The sequence below is a fragment of the Shewanella avicenniae genome (assembly GCF_017354945.1).
Taxonomy (GTDB): Bacteria; Pseudomonadota; Gammaproteobacteria; order Enterobacterales; family Shewanellaceae; genus Shewanella; species Shewanella avicenniae.
This window is the reverse complement of record NZ_CP071503.1, coordinates 378,338-396,604: the sequence shown is the minus strand read 5'-3', so window position 1 is coordinate 396,604 and position 18,267 is coordinate 378,338. Positions and strand designations below refer to the sequence as shown.

The 18,267-nt window shown below is 48.3% G+C and carries 9 protein-coding genes, 4 tRNA genes and 4 rRNA genes; 1 reads left to right on the top strand and 16 read right to left on the bottom strand.

Translation table 11 applies throughout. The annotated features are described in order from the left end of the window. Window positions 1–52: 52 nt before the first annotated feature. From JYB87_RS01760 to JYB87_RS01710, 11 genes are all read right to left on the bottom strand, one after another. Complete coding sequence (locus JYB87_RS01760; protein ID WP_207355208.1) at window positions 53–1,780, bottom strand: PglL family O-oligosaccharyltransferase; 1,728 nt, start codon at window positions 1,778–1,780, stop codon at window positions 53–55. 264 nt (window positions 1,781–2,044) lie between these two features. Then, a 5S ribosomal RNA gene (rrf, locus tag JYB87_RS01755) occupies window positions 2,045–2,160 on the bottom strand. Window positions 2,161–2,166: 6 nt separating this feature from the next. Next, window positions 2,167–2,242, bottom strand: a tRNA-Thr gene (locus JYB87_RS01750). 78 nt (window positions 2,243–2,320) lie between these two features. Next, window positions 2,321–2,436, bottom strand: a 5S ribosomal RNA gene (gene rrf / locus JYB87_RS01745). Between the two features lie 76 nt (window positions 2,437–2,512). Beyond that, window positions 2,513–2,588 (bottom strand) — tRNA-Val (locus JYB87_RS01740). Window positions 2,589–2,677: 89 nt separating this feature from the next. Further along, window positions 2,678–5,567, bottom strand: a 23S ribosomal RNA gene (locus tag JYB87_RS01735). A 267-nt stretch (window positions 5,568–5,834) separates the two neighbouring features. Then, window positions 5,835–5,910 (bottom strand) — tRNA-Ala (locus JYB87_RS01730). Window positions 5,911–5,924: 14 nt separating this feature from the next. Beyond that, window positions 5,925–6,001 (bottom strand) — tRNA-Ile (locus JYB87_RS01725). Between the two features lie 81 nt (window positions 6,002–6,082). Beyond that, a 16S ribosomal RNA gene (locus tag JYB87_RS01720) occupies window positions 6,083–7,625 on the bottom strand. Together the 16S, 23S and 5S rRNA genes with 4 tRNA genes alongside form the textbook arrangement of a ribosomal RNA operon. Window positions 7,626–8,203: 578 nt before the next feature. Then, window positions 8,204–10,927: a preprotein translocase subunit SecA gene (gene secA, locus JYB87_RS01715; RefSeq protein ID WP_207355207.1), complete on the bottom strand. Its 2,724-nt coding sequence runs from the start codon at window positions 10,925–10,927 to the stop codon at window positions 8,204–8,206. Between the two features lie 58 nt (window positions 10,928–10,985). Then, the gene (locus tag JYB87_RS01710; protein ID WP_207355206.1) at window positions 10,986–11,885 is read right to left on the bottom strand and encodes a M23 family metallopeptidase; all 900 of its coding nucleotides are present in this window, start codon (window positions 11,883–11,885) and stop codon (window positions 10,986–10,988) included. 27 nt (window positions 11,886–11,912) lie between these two features. Between JYB87_RS01710 and JYB87_RS01705 the strand changes: the two genes are divergently transcribed. Beyond that, the gene (locus tag JYB87_RS01705) at window positions 11,913–12,374 is read left to right on the top strand and encodes a DUF721 domain-containing protein (protein WP_207355205.1); all 462 of its coding nucleotides are present in this window, start codon (window positions 11,913–11,915) and stop codon (window positions 12,372–12,374) included. On the opposite strand, the gene lpxC is transcribed toward JYB87_RS01705, so the two are convergent. The 5 genes from lpxC to murC form a co-directional block, all read right to left on the bottom strand. Continuing rightward, window positions 12,371–13,291 carry a UDP-3-O-acyl-N-acetylglucosamine deacetylase gene (lpxC, locus tag JYB87_RS01700; RefSeq protein ID WP_207355204.1) on the bottom strand — a complete coding sequence of 307 codons (921 nt, stop codon included), beginning with the start codon at window positions 13,289–13,291 and terminating at the stop codon, window positions 12,371–12,373. The genes JYB87_RS01705 and lpxC overlap by 4 nt on opposite strands. A gap of 171 nt (window positions 13,292–13,462) precedes the next feature. Then, window positions 13,463–14,653, bottom strand: coding sequence for a cell division protein FtsZ (ftsZ, locus tag JYB87_RS01695; RefSeq protein ID WP_207355203.1), 1,191 nt, complete (start codon window positions 14,651–14,653; stop codon window positions 13,463–13,465). A 35-nt stretch (window positions 14,654–14,688) separates the two neighbouring features. Beyond that, complete coding sequence (gene ftsA, locus JYB87_RS01690) at window positions 14,689–15,924, bottom strand: cell division protein FtsA (protein ID WP_207355202.1); 1,236 nt, start codon at window positions 15,922–15,924, stop codon at window positions 14,689–14,691. A 3-nt stretch (window positions 15,925–15,927) separates the two neighbouring features. Next, a complete protein-coding gene (locus JYB87_RS01685; protein ID WP_207355201.1) occupies window positions 15,928–16,692 on the bottom strand; it encodes a cell division protein FtsQ/DivIB in 765 nt (254 codons plus the stop codon). Window positions 16,693–16,791: 99 nt separating this feature from the next. Beyond that, window positions 16,792–18,255: a UDP-N-acetylmuramate--L-alanine ligase gene (gene murC / locus JYB87_RS01680; protein WP_207355200.1), complete on the bottom strand. Its 1,464-nt coding sequence runs from the start codon at window positions 18,253–18,255 to the stop codon at window positions 16,792–16,794. Window positions 18,256–18,267: the final 12 nt, after the last annotated feature.

The window sequence follows — 18,267 nt, the reverse complement described above, 5'->3', positions numbered from 1 at the left end:
CAAAAAGCACGGCATTCATGCTGTGCTTTTAAAAAAGAAACATAATGTAAAACTAATTTTTATCTTTATTAAACTGTTCTCCAGCAACACCATCTATATACTTAATCAAATTATCAATTTGATCAGACTTCAATAATGTATCAGATGGAAATTCCTTGCTTCCAACTGAAGACCAATAGATAGCTTCAGCATGCTTCCCTAATTTTTGATTAGCATAAATAATATCCATGTAAATACCTGGTGCTTTGATATATTTCGATTCAGCTTGAATATTTTTAACCATTTCAGCAGCCAATACTGAATCACCATTTGATAGTGCACTGTACATAGTATTTGAATACAGCAAATAAAAATAATGATGATAAAACGGGAAAGGATTAGTCACGTTATAAATGGCTGCTGGCTGCTTACCTACTCTACTAAGCAAGATATTGTGTGCGCTATAAAATGCAGTAACCATAAATAAAACACCCAACACCGATAATCCACAACCAAAAAATTTAGATGGCCATGTCAACTTGATAGAAGTCGCGATAAACATTTGTGGACTAAAGATCCAAACCAAACTAACAAAATAAAACCAGTGAGGAATCGATTGATAGAATGGAAACTCCAACATCGAATGAATTGCGAATGGCAAAATACAGCTAAGTGCAACTAAGAAATCACGCTGCGAATTAGTCTTATATATTTGATAAAAAACATAAATAGCAAAACCAAAAACTGGTACAGAAAAAATGACACCGACCTCTGCCAACCAGAATAAAATTTCATTATGTGGATGATAAAGAAATCGTTCGTGTATAGTTGCTAACCCTTCGTAACGCTCAGCAAGACTCGTAACATAGGCTGTATCGAAACTACCAAGTCCCCAACCTAATAACGGATGTTTCGATATCATCCACAGCGTGTGATCCCACATTGGTAATCTCAATGCACCAGACAATGATTCAACACTTCTTGTGCCACCACCATTTGTTACGACTGCCACGAGAGTCAATATGACTGAAATTAAAAAACACCTTTTTATATGCTCAAAATATTTTTCAGATTTTTCTTTAAAAATGATGGGTAACAAACAACATACGCCGACTAAGAATGACAAAATTGCAGCTCGAGATGCTGTCAGAAATAATACTAAAGGCGTTATGCATATCACTAAATAAGCCATACCTCTCATGAGCTTATGCTCAGTCAATACACTATGGTATTTTCTTATAAAATAGAATGCCGAGAAAAAACCAGCCGAAGCATACACCCCCATTATATTTACCTGTTGGAAAACACCAAAAGGACGCTGACCAACTAATTGTTTTGGATAAAAATCAGTGTCAAACAAAAAATAAAATTGAAAAATAGAAAATATTGACTCAACAAGACTGGAAAAAACAAAAAAATAAGTCAGATTAAATTGTAATCGTTCTCTAGGGGGGGAGTTATCAAGTATAAAAATATAAAGAGCGGTAATAAAAATAACGAGTATACGCCAAGAATTTGATAGGTCAAATGCATCTATCAACCTGATCAATAAGAGACTAGAGATTAACAAAAAACCGGCAGAATACTGGCTAAATTTAAATTTTTCAATCTTTACGAGCGAAAAAAACAGGAAAACAAAAAAAAATAGACCTATCCAAAAGAACTCATTGTAGTAAACATATAAACCGTATCTGCCTAAATTTTGCGTTGGAATATGCATCAAGACCCCGAACATCAAGAATAGAGTTAGATAACAAAATTTCGGCCATAATTTTGTATTACTACTAAGAGTTAAATCCATTTCAATGCTCCATGGGAAAATTATCAGCTTTCAATTAAATCCGGGTTAGGAATTGGACTATACGATAGCAAAAGCATAATTCAAATGCACTGTACTATGATAAATACATTGCATATTTATATGATGTATTCAATAGAGTAAAATCGATTAAAAAGACGTGCTATTCTTCAAAGGAGAGACATCCTTGATATAGGAACCTAATTCAGGATGGAGACTAAAAGCAAAAAGGCCACCCGCTTGGGTGGCCTTCTCGACTTATTAGGAACTTGGCGATGACCTACTCTCACATGGGGAAACCCCACACTACCATCGGCGCGATTGTGTTTCACTTCTGAGTTCGGGATGGGATCAGGTGGGACCACAATGCTATTGTCACCAAGTAAAACTGGTGCTGATACCCAGAATCGAACTGGGGACCTCATCCTTACCAAGGATGCGCTCTACCGACTGAGCCATATCAGCAAATTCAATATGTTAACTGCAATCGGCAGGTTAACTAATTTTGATTTCACTTTTCAAAAGTGGAAACCTAAATTGGGCATCTGGCGATGACCTACTCTCACATGGGGAAACCCCACACTACCATCGGCGCGATTGTGTTTCACTTCTGAGTTCGGGATGGGATCAGGTGGGACCACAATGCTATTGTCACCAGACAAATTCTTTTCTGCTCTCGCCTTTCTGGCAAAAACAAGTAATTCGGAAAGCTGCTTTTTTGTAGTTCGTTTGAAATGGTGGTCGCTACTGGGTTCGAACCAGTGACCCCCTCCTTGTAAGGGAGGTGCTCTCCCAGCTGAGCTAAGCGACCCCTTTTCAAATTCTTTTAAGCTGTGTTCTCATACTTCAAATCAAGTATTTCTTTATTCATCAAGGTTCACCAAAACCCATCGGGGTTGTATGGTTAAGCCGCACGAGTCATTAGTACAGGTTAGCTAAACGCCTCACAACGCTTACACACCCTGCCTATCTACGTCCTGGTCTTGAACGGCTCTTTAGTAGACTTAAAGTCTAAGGGATGACTCATCTTGAGGCTCGCTTCCCGCTTAGATGCTTTCAGCGGTTATCGATTCCGAACGTAGCTACCGGGCAATGCCATTGGCATGACAACCCGAACACCAGCGGTTCGTCCACTCCGGTCCTCTCGTACTAGGAGCAGCCCCTCTCAATCATCCAACGCCCACGGCAGATAGGGACCGAACTGTCTCACGACGTTCTGAACCCAGCTCGCGTACCACTTTAAATGGCGAACAGCCATACCCTTGGGACCGACTTCAGCCCCAGGATGTGATGAGCCGACATCGAGGTGCCAAACACCGCCGTCGATATGAACTCTTGGGCGGTATCAGCCTGTTATCCCCGGAGTACCTTTTATCCGTTGAGCGATGGCCCTTCCATTCAGAACCACCGGATCACTATGACCTACTTTCGTACCTGCTCGACGTGTCTGTCTCGCAGTTAAGCTGGCTTGTGCCATTACACTAACCGTACGATGTCCGACCGTACTTAGCCAACCTTCGTGCTCCTCCGTTACTCTTTAGGAGGAGACCGCCCCAGTCAAACTACCCACCAGGCACTGTCCCTAACCCCGATTAGGGGCCAAGGTTAGAACACCAACACTGCAAGGGTGGTATTTCAAGGTCGACTCCATCAGGACTAGCGTCCTAACTTCATAGTCTCCCACCTATCCTACACATGCAGGGTCAATGTTCAGTGCCAAGCTATAGTAAAGGTTCACGGGGTCTTTCCGTCTAGCCGCGGGTATACGGCATCTTCACCGCAATTTCAACTTCACTGAGTCTCGGCTGGAGACAGCCTGGCCATCATTACGCCATTCGTGCAGGTCGGAACTTACCCGACAAGGAATTTCGCTACCTTAGGACCGTTATAGTTACGGCCGCCGTTTACCGGGGCTTCGATCATGAGCTTCTCCGAAGATAACCCAATCAATTAACCTTCCGGCACCGGGCAGGCGTCACACCGTATACTTCCTCTTGCGAGTTCGCACAGTGCTGTGTTTTTGATAAACAGTTGCAGCCAGCTGGTATCTGCGACTCCCGTCAGCTTAGAGAGCAAGTCTCATCACCAACAGGAGCGTACCTTCTCCCGAAGTTACGGTACCATTTTGCCTAGTTCCTTCAGCCGAGTTCTCTCAAGCGCCTTGGTATTCTCTACCCGACCACCTGTGTCGGTTTGGGGTACGATTCCTACTAACCTGAAGCTTAGAAGATTTTCCTGGAAGCTTGGCATCAACCACTTCATCACCTTAGTGACTCGTCATCAGCTCTCAGTGTAAATGTGCCCGGATTTGCCTAAGCACAACACCTACTACCTTAAACGCGGACTACCAACGCCGCGCTGGCCTAGCCTTCTCCGTCTCTCCATCGCAGTTAGCAGAAGTACGGGAATATTAACCCGTTTCCCATCGACTACGCCTTTCAGCCTCGCCTTAGGGGTCGACTCACCCTGCCCCGATTAACGTTGGACAGGAACCCTTGGTCTTTCGGCGTGGAGGTTTTTCACCCCCATTATCGTTACTCATGTCAACATTCGCACTTCTGATACCTCCAGTGTGGGTTACCCCTTCACCTTCAACGGCTTACAGAACGCTCCTCTACCGCACATACAAAGTATGTACCCGTAGCTTCGGTGTATTGCTTAGCCCCGTTACATCTTCCGCGCAGGCCGACTCGACTAGTGAGCTATTACGCTTTCTTTAAATGATGGCTGCTTCTAAGCCAACATCCTAGCTGTCTAAGCCTTCCCACATCGTTTCCCACTTAGCAATAACTTTGGGACCTTAGCTGACGGTCTGGGTTGTTTCCCTTTTGACGACGGACGTTAGCACCCGCCGTCTGTCTCCCGAGTAGTACTCATTGGTATTCGGAGTTTGCAAAGGGTTGGTAAGTCGGGATGACCCCCTAGCCTTAACAGTGCTCTACCCCCAATGGTATTCGCTCGAGGCGCTACCTAAATAGCTTTCGAGGAGAACCAGATATCTCCCGGTTTGATTGGCCTTTCACCCCCAGCCACAGGTCATCACCGTCTTTTTCAACAGACGTGTGTTCGGTCCTCCAGTTGATGTTACTCAACCTTCAACCTGCCCATGGCTAGATCACCGGGTTTCGGGTCTACACCTAGCAACTAAACGCGCAGTTAACACTCGGTTTCCCTACGGCTCCGCTATTCGCTTAACCTTGCTACTAAATGTAAGTCGTTGACCCATTATACAAAAGGTACGCAGTCACGGTCTCAAGAACCGCTTCCACTGCTTGTACGTATACGGTTTCAGGTTCTATTTCACTCCCCTCACAGGGGTTCTTTTCGCCTTTCCCTCACGGTACTGGTTCGCTATCGGTCAGTCAGGAGTATTTAGCCTTGGAGGATGGTCCCCCCATCTTCAGACAACATGTCACGTGTGCCGCCTTACTCGTTTTCACTTAAGGTTAGTTTTCGTGTACGGGACTGTCACCCTGTACCGTTGCGCTTTCCAACGCATTCCACTAACACCCCAAAAGCTTAAGGGCTGGTCCCCGTTCGCTCGCCGCTACTAGGGGAATCTCGGTTGATTTCTTTTCCTCGGGGTACTTAGATGTTTCAGTTCTCCCGGTTTGCCTCATTAAGCTATGTATTCACTTAATGATACTTACTTATGTAAGTGGGTTGCCCCATTCGGAAATCTCAGACTCAAGCGGCTTTTACTGCCTCATCTGAGCTTATCGCAAGTTAATACGTCCTTCATCGCCTCTGACTGCCAAGGCATCCACCGTATACGCTTAGTCGCTTAACCATACAACCCGGATGAGTTTCCTCGACCGAATCGCATGCACGACCCATATGGTTTGTTTTCGCCTTGATTGTGTCCTTTCGAACACATGAATATCCAAAACACTTGATTGAAGTATTTTGAGAACTCAATTTCGATTAAATATCGCTATTTAATCTCTACTATCAGCTTTCCAAATTGTTAAAGAGCAGGCTTAAAAAAGCCAAAGATAAATTCGAAACTTATCTTTGGCATTTCCGTTACCACGGAGCAAGTGTTCATCTTGAAAGATGGTGGAGCTATGCGGGATCGAACCGCAGACCTCCTGCGTGCAAGGCAGGCGCTCTCCCAGCTGAGCTATAGCCCCATTTTCAAGATTATTGGTGGGTCTGAGTGGACTCGAACCACCGACCTCTCGCTTATCAGGCGAACGCTCTAACCACCTGAGCTACAGACCCCTTACAGATTTCTCTGTTTTCTTGCTCTACATTTCATCAAGCAATCTGTGTGAACACTCATCAAATCGTATATCGCTTAGGTAAGGAGGTGATCCAGCCCCAGGTTCCCCTAGGGCTACCTTGTTACGACTTCACCCCAGTCATGAATCACACCGTGGTAAACGCCCCCCCGAAGGTTAAGCTATCTACTTCTGGTGCAACCCACTCCCATGGTGTGACGGGCGGTGTGTACAAGGCCCGGGAACGTATTCACCGCAACATTCTGATTTGCGATTACTAGCGATTCCGACTTCACGGAGTCGAGTTGCAGACTCCGATCCGGACTACGACCAGCTTTAAGAGATTGGCTCCACCTCGCGGCTTCGCATCCCTCTGTACTGACCATTGTAGCACGTGTGTAGCCCTACTCGTAAGGGCCATGATGACTTGACGTCGTCCCCACCTTCCTCCGGTTTATCACCGGCAGTCTCCCTAAAGTTCCCGGCATTACCCGCTGGCAAGTAAGGATAAGGGTTGCGCTCGTTGCGGGACTTAACCCAACATTTCACAACACGAGCTGACGACAGCCATGCAGCACCTGTCTCACAGTTCCCGAAGGCACTGAGGTATCTCTACCAGATTCTGTGGATGTCAAGAGTAGGTAAGGTTCTTCGCGTTGCATCGAATTAAACCACATGCTCCACCGCTTGTGCGGGCCCCCGTCAATTCATTTGAGTTTTAACCTTGCGGCCGTACTCCCCAGGCGGTCTACTTAATGCGTTAGCTTGAGAGCCCAGTGTTCAAGACACCAAACTCCGAGTAGACATCGTTTACAGCGTGGACTACCAGGGTATCTAATCCTGTTTGCTCCCCACGCTTTCGTGCATGAGCGTCAGTCTTTGTCCAGGGGGCCGCCTTCGCCACCGGTATTCCTCCAGATCTCTACGCATTTCACCGCTACACCTGGAATTCTACCCCCCTCTACAAGACTCTAGCTTGCCAGTTCGAAATGCAATTCCCAGGTTGAGCCCGGGGCTTTCACATCTCGCTTAACAAACCGCCTGCGCACGCTTTACGCCCAGTAATTCCGATTAACGCTCGCACCCTCCGTATTACCGCGGCTGCTGGCACGGAGTTAGCCGGTGCTTCTTCTGCGAGTAACGTCACAGCTAGCAGGTATTAACTACTAACCTTTCCTCCTCGCTGAAAGTGCTTTACAACCCGAAGGCCTTCTTCACACACGCGGCATGGCTGCATCAGGGTTTCCCCCATTGTGCAATATTCCCCACTGCTGCCTCCCGTAGGAGTCTGGACCGTGTCTCAGTTCCAGTGTGGCTGATCATCCTCTCAAACCAGCTAGAGATCGTCGCCTTGGTGAGCCTTTACCTCACCAACTAGCTAATCCCATCTGGGCCTATCCATTCGCGGAAGGTCCGAAGAGCCCCTCCTTTCCCCCGTAGGGCGTATGCGGTATTAGCAGTCGTTTCCAACTGTTATCCCCCTCGAATGGGCAAGTTCCCAGACATTACTCACCCGTCCGCCGCTCGCCGGCAGAGTAGCAAGCTACTCCCCGCTGCCGCTCGACTTGCATGTGTTAGGCCTGCCGCCAGCGTTCAATCTGAGCCATGATCAAACTCTTCAATTGAAAGTTTTGACTCTAATGAATTCTGTTCGTATGAACACTCTTCATAAAGTCGATAAATCGTTGTCGATATATCAACCTGAGAGTGCCCACACAGATTGCTTGATAACTTGTTAAAGAGCAGCCTGAAGAACTCGCTTCAGGTCAGGGCTGCGTATTCTACACTTCCCCGTTCAGGCGTCAAGCTTGATTTCAAACTTATTTTCGCCTTGCGATGAGTCATCCTCATCACCACCTCAACCGCCTTTGCTTTCGCGCTGTGCCGTCTCAGTGGGTGCGCATTATAGGGACATCAGAAATCCGCGCAACCCCTTTTTTCGCTTTTTTTCTATTTTTTTTAAAATAGTTAGATAGTCACAATTTACACACGAGTTACCCAAAGAGTTATCCACAACAACAGTAGCTTAGCTCGTATTTTGTACGTTTTTGACATAATCCCGTTTGGTGATTATTGCCAATGCTTGCGCCGCTATTTAGCTAATGAGTTAATGATACATCCGTACTTGGGTTATTTGTCTCTTCTTTATTTTTGTCGTAAAAAGCAAAAGGCGCCTAATGGCGCCTTTTATTGTGCTTTCGGATTAACTCAGTTTACCGTGGCACTGTTTGTACTTCTTACCTGAGCCACAAGGGCATGGGTCGTTACGTCCCACTTTATCACCGTGACGGATAGTCGGCGGTGTTGGCATGCCTTCTGGTGCTGGTGCGCTATCAACCATGGCTTCTGCTGCGGCGTGTTGGAATTCACGTTCGATACGCGCTTCTTGTTCACGACGGCGAGCTTCCATCTCATCGACATCAGATTGCGCTTGCACTTGTACCTTAGACAGAATGCTGATCACATCATGCTTGAGGGTGTCGAGCATCTGTTGGAACAGCTCGAAAGATTCTCGCTTATATTCCTGTTTAGGGTTCTTTTGCGCGTAACCACGCAAGTGAATGCCCTGACGCAGGTAATCCATTGCCGCGAGGTGTTCTTTCCACAGACCATCTAAGGTCTGCAGCATAACGGCTTTTTCGAACTGACGAAGCACTTCTGGGCCAACCATCTGCTCTTTAGCGTCATAGGCTTGCTGCCATTGTTCAACAATACGTTCCCGCAGCGTTTCTTCATGCAGGTCGTCTTCAGTATCGAGCCATTGCTGTACCGTCAGTTTCAGAGCAAATTCTTGCTCTAAACGTTCTTCAAGACCGGCGACGTCCCACAACTCTTCTACCGACTGTGGTGGAATATAGTTATCGATAACGCCGCTGATAACATCTTCACGAATGCTTTCGATCGATTCTTTAATCGATTCGGCATCCATCAATGCATTACGTTGTGAGTAAACTACCTGACGTTGGTCGTTGGCGACGTCATCGTATTCGAGCAGTTGCTTACGAATATCGAAGTTACGTGCTTCAACTTTACGTTGCGCATTTTCAATCGCGCGTGATACCCACGGGTGTTCGATTGCTTCACCTTCTTCCATGCCCAGCTTTTTCATCATGCCAGCAACACGGTCAGAGGCGAAGATACGCATCAAACTATCTTCCATCGACAGATAGAAGCGTGATGAACCTGGGTCACCTTGACGACCTGAACGGCCACGCAACTGGTTGTCGATACGACGAGATTCGTGACGCTCGGTACCCAGAATATGCAAACCACCGGCGGCCAACACTTCATCGTGACGTTGTTGCCAGTCGACACGAATGGCATCAATTTGCTCTTGGGTTGGATTTTCCAACGCTTCGATTTCAGACTTCCAGCTACCACCCAACACGATATCAGTACCACGACCCGCCATGTTGGTTGCTACGGTAACGGTACCTGCACGACCTGCTTGCGCGACGATTTCGGCTTCATGTTCATGGAACTTGGCGTTCAGTACTTGGTGTGGAATCTTTTTCTGTTTCAGCAGATGCGACAGCAATTCAGATTGTTCAATCGACACGGTACCGACCAATACTGGTTGACCGCGTTCACGACAATCTTCAATGTCTTTGATGATCGCGTCGTATTTTTCACGGGCAGTGAGGTACACCAAATCGGCCATATCCTTACGGATCATAGGACGGTTTGTTGGCACCACCACGGTATCCAAACCATAAATGTGTTGGAATTCGAACGCTTCGGTATCCGCAGTACCCGTCATACCCGCCAGTTTTTCATACAGACGGAAATAGTTTTGGAAGGTGATTGATGCCAAAGTTTGGTTTTCGTTTTGGATCTTCACGCCTTCTTTGGCTTCCACCGCTTGGTGTAAACCTTCTGACCAACGACGGCCCGGCATAGTACGGCCGGTGTGTTCGTCAACAATGACGATTTCGTTATTTTGTACAACGTAGTCGACATCTTTTTCAAATAGGTAGTGCGCCCGCAAGCCTGCATTCACATGGTGCAGTAGCGACAAGTTGGCTGCAGCGTAGAGTGATTCGCCTTCTGCCAATAAACCAGATTCGGTCAGCAGCAACTCGATCTTCTCTTGACCGCGCTCGGTCATGTTCACTTGCTTCGATTTTTCATCGATAGAGAAATCACCTTCACCGGTGAACTCTTCTGAGTCTTCTTTCTCTTGACGGATCAGATGCGGGATTAACGCATTCACTTTAATATAGAGTTCTGAACTATCTTCGGCGGCACCCGAGATGATCAATGGGGTACGCGCTTCATCGATCAAAATCGAATCCACTTCGTCGATCAGTGCATAGTGCAGCGGACGTTGTACGCGTTCATTCGGCGAAAACGCCATATTGTCGCGCAGATAGTCAAAACCAAATTCGTTGTTCGTACCGTAGGTGATATCGGCGCTGTAGGCAGCGACTTTATCTTGATGCTGCATGCCGGACAGGTTAACACCAACGGTCAGCCCCAAGAATTCAAACAGTGGGCGGTTGGTTTCCGCGTCACGCTTGGCCAAGTAGTCGTTCACGGTAATTACGTGCACGCCTTTACCGCTGATGGCATTCAGATAGGCCGGCAAAGTTGCCGTAAGAGTTTTACCTTCACCGGTACGCATCTCGGCGATACGGTTTGAGTCCAACACCAAACCACCGAGCAGCTGGACGTCAAAATGACGCATTTCAAAAATGCGTTTTGAGGCTTCTCGAACGGTCGCAAATGCTTCTGGGGTGAGAGATTCTAACGATTCACCTTTTTCAAGACGGGCACGGAACTCAGCGGTTTTGGCTTTGAGTTGCTCATCACTGAGCTTTTCGTATTCAGCTTCGAGCGCATTAATTTTGTTAACAACCTTTCCCAAAGCCTTAAGTGTGCGTTGGTTACGGCTACCAAAAATTTTTGTCAGTACTTTACCTAACATTCGAATCACTTATTAAGTTGTAGGCCAGATCCCTTTGAAGGCTGGCGGCCAATTTCCGTTAACCCGCGTTACGATACACAAATTTCTTTGGATCGATCTGTTGACCGTTACGCAGTACTTCATAATGTACATGGGGACCGGTAGAACGGCCGGTACTGCCCATGCTGGCGATTTTCTCGCCTTTGGCAACCACATCACCTACAGCTACTGACAACATTTCGTTATGGCCATAGCGGGTTCGCAATCCGTTTCCGTGATCGATCTCCACCAAATTGCCATAACCAAACATAGTTCCTGCCCATGTCACTACGCCTGCACCAGTCGCAACCACATCGGCCCCCTCTGAACCCGCAAAGTCGACGCCTTTATGCATCGCTCTGTGGCCACTAAAAGGATCGTTTCGTAAACCGTAGGGCGAGGATAGCCAGCCGTTGCTGACTGGTCGCCCGGATATATAACGCTCTTGTTCTATATTGAGATTACTTGCCACAGTTTCAAGCAGTGACAGTTGAGCGTTACCTTTATCAATTCCCGCAGCCAGCTGCTCCATATCGTCAAGCAGCTGATTTAATTCGATAGTTGAACCAAAATCACTCGGACCGCCGACACCAACTTCGGCAGTAAAATCAAATTGTTCATCTAGTTGATAGTTTTGCGCGAGCTGTTGCCCTAGCGCTTCAAGCCGAGTGAGTTTGGCTTGCATCTTTGCGACATGACTGACCAAGGTAGCCAGTTGGTTTTCGGTGGCGCTTTTGAGTTGCTTGACCTGCCGTTGTTGCTCTTCGCGCGCTTGACGCTCGCTGTCAACACTGGCTTGTTGCGACTCAAATCGGTCTTGATTGTATTGGTACAATCCGGCACCCGCGGCAATGAGTAGCATTGGCAATAAAAGCCAACGCTTTCCAGGCTGCCAGCGCGTGACGCCATTTCGACCCTGAATAAAAACTGTTACACTCATAGCCTAGTTAAGCCATCTTATTATGTTATGAAAAAGCCCCCTCAACACCTCAGTCAACTGGTTCACCAGTCAGGCGTTTTACCTGAGCTGGCTGAGAGAGCAGAGCTTTTGTTATATCTGGACCGCACCGTAAAAGGGATGTTGTCCGGTCCAGTCAGCACACAGCTTACCGTCGCTAATTTTCGTCAAAACATTCTGGTCATTGAGACCACGACTGCCGTGTGGGCTGCGCGACTTAACTTTCAAAAAGCGCAATTGTTGCAGCAGCTCCAAACGGAAGCGCTACCAATGCTTACCGCTATCGAGGTGAAAGTCAACCCGGCGCTTATTTCTCGCGAAACAAAACCCAACGTACCTCACAGGCAAATTAGCGAAACCGCTGCATCACACCTGTCAGAATTGGCTGACTCCACTGGCGGCACCCTGGGCCAGAAACTAAAACGGCTGGCTGCATTAGCCAGCCGTAAAGGCTCAGAACCGTCAGATTAAGCCATCACCACCGAGGTTGGCATGCTGAAACTCACCGGAGCGTCGGCTTCTTTATCGAAGCTCACCACTTCCCAAGCATCGGCATTGGCCAACAAGGCGCGTACCAAAGTGTTATTCAGTGCGTGACCAGTTTTATAGGCGCTGAACTCACCGATAATGGCATGCCCAGCAACATATAAGTCACCAAAAGCATCCAAAATTTTGTGCTTAACGAACTCGTCCTCATAACGCAGGCCATCGGGGTTGAGAACACGATATTCGTCAAGTACCACGGCGTTTTCCATGCTTCCGCCCAGCGCCAAATTGTGCGCACGCAGATATTCAATATCACGCATAAAACCGAAGGTTCTGGCGCGGCTGATATCCTTGATAAAGGCTGAAGAGGAAAAATCCATTACCATATGTTGCTGGCTACGGGCGATTTCGGGATGGGCAAAATCGATAGCAAAGTTTACACGGAAACCTTTGAACGGTTTCAACTCTGCCCATTTATCACCATCTTCTACACGCACCGTTTGCTTAATGCGTAGATATTTTTTTGCAGCCGCTTGCTCTTTCACTCCTGCGCTTTGCAGCAGGAAAACGAATGGGCTTGCACTGCCATCCATGATTGGGATTTCAGGAGCATCGACTTCGATGACTGCGTTATCGATACCCAAACCTGCTAATGCTGCAAACAGATGTTCAATCGTAGAGATACGAACCCCGTCGTTATTGACTAACGCAGTACACATGGTTGTTTCACGAACCATATCTGCTTTCGCGGCAATCGCCACAGCAGGCTCAAGATCAGTGCGCATCAGCACGATCCCGGTGTTCACGGGTGCAGGTCTAATGGTTAAAGTCACCTTGTTGCCAGAATGCAATCCGACCCCAGTAGCTTTTACCGTATTTTCAACAGTTCTTTGAAAAATCATTTAGTTACCCGTATAAAACCCAACGTTAAATCAGTCGACCAGTACAGCAAAACCTCAGCCAAAAGCTAAGGAGGTCGGATATGTTAACATAACCCAAGCAATACACAAAAAAATACTAATGCATCAATAAATGAGCACTTGGTCAAAATGTTACCAGCTCAAGCAAGCGGATTAATCCGCTTGCTTACGCAAAAACGCTGGAATATCGAGATAGTCCAACTCATTTTTGTGCGGATTAGGGTTCGCAGCTGGTTTCACTGACGCCGCAGCATTGCCGTTACTCACGTGAGCGATAGGCTCATCAATTGGAGTATATGGCTCTACTTTTGGTTCCGCAGCTGGCTCAACACGCGGTGCAGCTTTGGTCGTTACCAGTTGAATATCCGGTTTACGCTCTGCACCAATACCAGTAGCAACCACGGTCACGCGCAGCTCATCGCTCATTTCTGGATCGATAACTGCACCCACCACCACAGTTGCAGTGTCAGACGCATAGGCTTTCACATGGTTACCTACGGTTTCGAACTCTTCGATACTCATGTCCATGCCAGCGGTGATGTTAACCAACACGCCACGCGCACCGGCTAAGTCGATGTCTTCCAGCAATGGGCTGGCGACGGCGGCTTCAGCAGCTTCTTCAGCACGGTCTTCACCACGCGCCACACCTGTACCCATCATGGCGTTGCCCATTTCTGACATCACAGTGCGTACGTCAGCAAAGTCGACGTTAATCAAGCCAGGACGAGTGATCAGTTCAGCAATACCTTGCACCGCACCCAACAGCACGTTGTTGGCAGCAGCAAAAGCGTCCAGAAGTGACGTGCCACGGCCCAATACTTTCAGCAGTTTTTCGTTCGGAATGGTGATCAGTGAGTCAACGTTTTTCGCTAGTTCAGCAATACCTTGCTCGGCAAACGCCATGCGTTTTTTGCCTTCGAATGGGAACGGCTTAGTCACCACAGCAACGGTCAAAATGCCTTCTTCTTTGGCAATTTGTGCAACTACTGGCGCCGCACCAGTACCTGTACCACCGCCCATACCAGCAGCAATAAAGATCATGTCCGAGCCAGCAATCGCCGCACGAATGCTTTCGCGATCTTCTTCAGCAGCGGCACGACCCACTTCTGGGTTTGCACCAGCACCCAAGCCTTTGGTCACACCACGGCCCAGCTGAATAGTGGTACCGGCTGATGACTTACGCAACGCTTGAGCGTCGGTGTTAGTGACCATAAACTCAACACCTTCGATGTTGTGTTTAACCATGTGCTCAATAGCGTTACCGCCACCACCGCCTACACCGACGACTTTGAGGACTGCATCGCTCATCGCATCGTCTGAATGGGTATCCATGATTTCAAACATGGTGTAATTCTCCCTGCTACCTGCGTTAATTGAGTTTAAAACTCACCTTTAAACCAGCTTTGGACCCGATTCCATAAACTGGTTACCCCTTGACGCTCTGGTTTTTCCAACTGACGTTCCATCAGTCGAGCGGCGCCATAATGCAACAACCCAACTCCAGTGGAGTAAATAGGTTGGTCAACATATTCATAAAGTCCCTTCACCGGCAGCGGCTTAGCAACCCGCACCGGCATGCCGAAGGTGGCTTCGGCAATATCAACCGCGCCTTCAATCGACGCTGTACCACCGGTAATCACGATACCGGCGGCGATTTGATCTTCTAATCCGCTATCTTTCAGTTGCTTGAACACCAGCTCAAACAGCTCTTGATAACGCGGCTCAACCACTTCCGCTAAAGTGTGGCGGCTCATGGTACGCGATGGACGCCCGCCCACCGATGGCACCTCAATGCTGTCTTCACGACTCACCAAGGCACTGCGTGCGCTGGCGTACTGCACTTTAATCTGTTCTGCGTGCGTCAGTGGGGTACGGAAAATCTTGGCGATATCGTTGGTCACCTGGTTACCCGCAACTGGCACCACGGCGCAATGACGCAAGGCGCCATTGGTATACACTGCGATATCAGTGGTACCGCCGCCGATATCGACCAAACACACGCCCAAGTCTTTTTCGTCATTGGTCAGCACTGCGTGTGCCGATGCGATACCGGAAAACACCAAGTCATCCACTTTCAAGCCGCAACGCTCAACGCTTTTGGTGATGTTTTTCGCCATGTCGTTGGCACAGGTGACGATATGCACCTTGGCTTCCATCCGCATCCCTGACATACCAATCGGGCTTCTAATGCCCTCTTGCACATCAATCGCATACTCTTGCGGCAGCACATGCAGAATGCGGCGTTCCGTTGGGATTTTCACCGAGCGTGCCGTATGGATAACGTTTTCAACATCTTCTGAGGTCACTTCCTCATCGTTGATCGACACCATGCCATTTTCGTTTTGGCAATCAATGTGCTTGCCTGAAATACTCAAATACACGGACGACACTTGGCAATCTGCCATTAATTCCGCTTGATCCAATGCCCGCTGCACGCTGCGCACAATAGAGTCGAGATCGTTTACGCCGCCTTTATCCATGCCGCGCGATGGATGATTGCCCAAGCCGACGATGCTGATTTCACCATCAGGTAGCACTTCACCAATAATCACAGCAACTTTTGCGGTGCCAATATCCAATCCCACGATCAGATTTCTTTCTTGGTTTTTGGTCATCGATCACTGACTCTCTTTTTGTGATGCTTCCCAGCCAACGGCTAGACCCGTGTCATAACGCAAATCCACTCGCGCTAAACTTTTATCCTGTTTTAACATTTCCGGATATACGTTAATAAAACGTTGTATCCGCGACATTTTATCTTCACGACCGAGGTCAAGGACGATGCCGTTACCGAGCTCAGCCTCCCACGCTAACCGTGGGCTTAAATGCAATTTTTGCAGGTGGAAGCTATTGATGCGTAATAACTCTTCCATCTGTTTGTAGGCGGTCAGTACGTCTAAACCGCGTTCATCTGGCCCAGAAAGCCAAGGCAAAGTTTCTAGCTCTTCCTCTTGCGGTGCTGCGAACACTTCACCGTGCTCGTTCAACCATCCAGTCGCATTCCAATGTGCTACCGGTGTTTGCTCCTGCAAATAGACCTTTAACTTTGCCGGCCAATCGCGTCGCACAGAGGCCTTATACACCCAAGGCAAGGCCTCTAATGCCTTTTGTACTTCCATCACATCAGCGCTAAAAAAACTACGCTGCATTAAATCTTGTAACGCCAAGCGGATCTGTTCGTCGCTGGTATAACGACGCTCACCTTTTACGGCCACCGCCTGAATGGGTAAGGCCTCAGCATCATTGAGCAGCAGTTCCAACTTCCAGCCGGCATAAGCCAGTGCAATCAGTACCAACAGCAAAAAGCTAACGCCGCTGATGAGGTACCAATTTGCTTGTCGCATTCGCTGCCGCAGCGCTGCCAATTTTTGCCCTACTCCCATCTGCTAGGCTCCGTCTCGACGGCTGAAAAAACCGCCATTATACGGAGCCGAAAATCTCGGTCAAAATTTATCGTACAAACAGATTTAACTGATTGTTTTTTATTCGTTTGCATCAGCATTTTGCTGAATTTTAAAACCCAATTTATTGGCCGCCAACGATTTGGATAGCGCACCAATATTGCCTGCTCCTTGGGTCAGCATCAGGTCACCATCCTGCAGTACCCCCGGCAACAGTTCAGCCAACTGTTCAGGTGCGGCAACATACACAGGATCTACCTGACCACGCAGACGAATACTGCGGCACAAGCTACGGCTATCAGCACCGGCAATCGGCGCTTCACCAGCGGCATACACCTCAAGCAGCAACAGACAATCCACTTGCGACAGCACCTCGACAAAATCTTCATACAGGTCGCGGGTACGGGTGTAACGGTGCGGCTGAAACGCCATCACTAAACGCTTATCAGGCCATCCTGCGCGCGCCGCTTTAATCGTGGCCAACACTTCACTGGGGTGGTGACCATAGTCGTCCACCAGCATGATGCCGCCATTGGGGGTAGAAAAGTCACCCAAATGCTGAAAGCGACGCCCAATGCCTTGAAACTCTTCTAAGGCCTGCAAAATTGCCGCGTCGTCGATATCATCTTCACTCGCTACCGCAATCGCCGCTAACGAATTCAATACGTTATGACGGCCAGGCAAATTAAGCGTGATATCTAAATCATCACGCCCTTTACGGCGCAGAGTGTAGTGACATTGCCCCACGGTTTGGCTGAAGTTCAACGCCTGCACATCGGCATCTTCGCTAAAACCATAGGTCACCATATGTCGGCCAATACGCGGCATAATTTCGCGTACCACAGGGTCATCGATACACAGCACGGCCACGCCATAAAACGGCAAATTATGCAGAAAATCCACGAAGGTGGTTTTCAGTTTTTCAAAGTCGCCGCCATAGGTGTCCATATGGTCAGCTTCAATGTTAGTGACCACTGACACCATAGGTTGCAGGTGTAGGAACGAGGCATCGCTCTCGTCCGCTTCGGCAATCAAGTAACGACTGTGACCTAAACGGGCATTGGTGCCGGCGCTGTTAAGCAAACCGCCAATCACAAACGTTGGGTCACGGCCCGCTTGGCCATAGACACTGGCAATTAAACTGGTGGTAGTTGTTTTACCATGAGTTCCCGCAATGGCAACCCCGTGGCGATAACGCATCAGTTCCGCCAGCATTTCTGCGCGGCGCACAATCGGCGTGCGGCTGGCTTTGGCGGCAATTAATTCTGGGTTATCCGCTTTGATGGCGGTGGACACCACCACCACATCCACATTCATCACCGCTTCGGCGGTGTGACCAATCACGATCTTGGCGCCAAATGAAGCCAAGCGCTCTGTCACTGCATTGGCTGCGATGTCTGAGCCACTGATTTGATACCCTTCATTGAGTAGCACCTCAGCAATACCGCCCATACCGGCACCACCAATCCCGACGAAATGAATACGCCGCACCCGGCGCATTTCCGGGATAGTTGCACGTAATTGGGCGTATTTAGCTGCATTCATATTCTGTTTTGT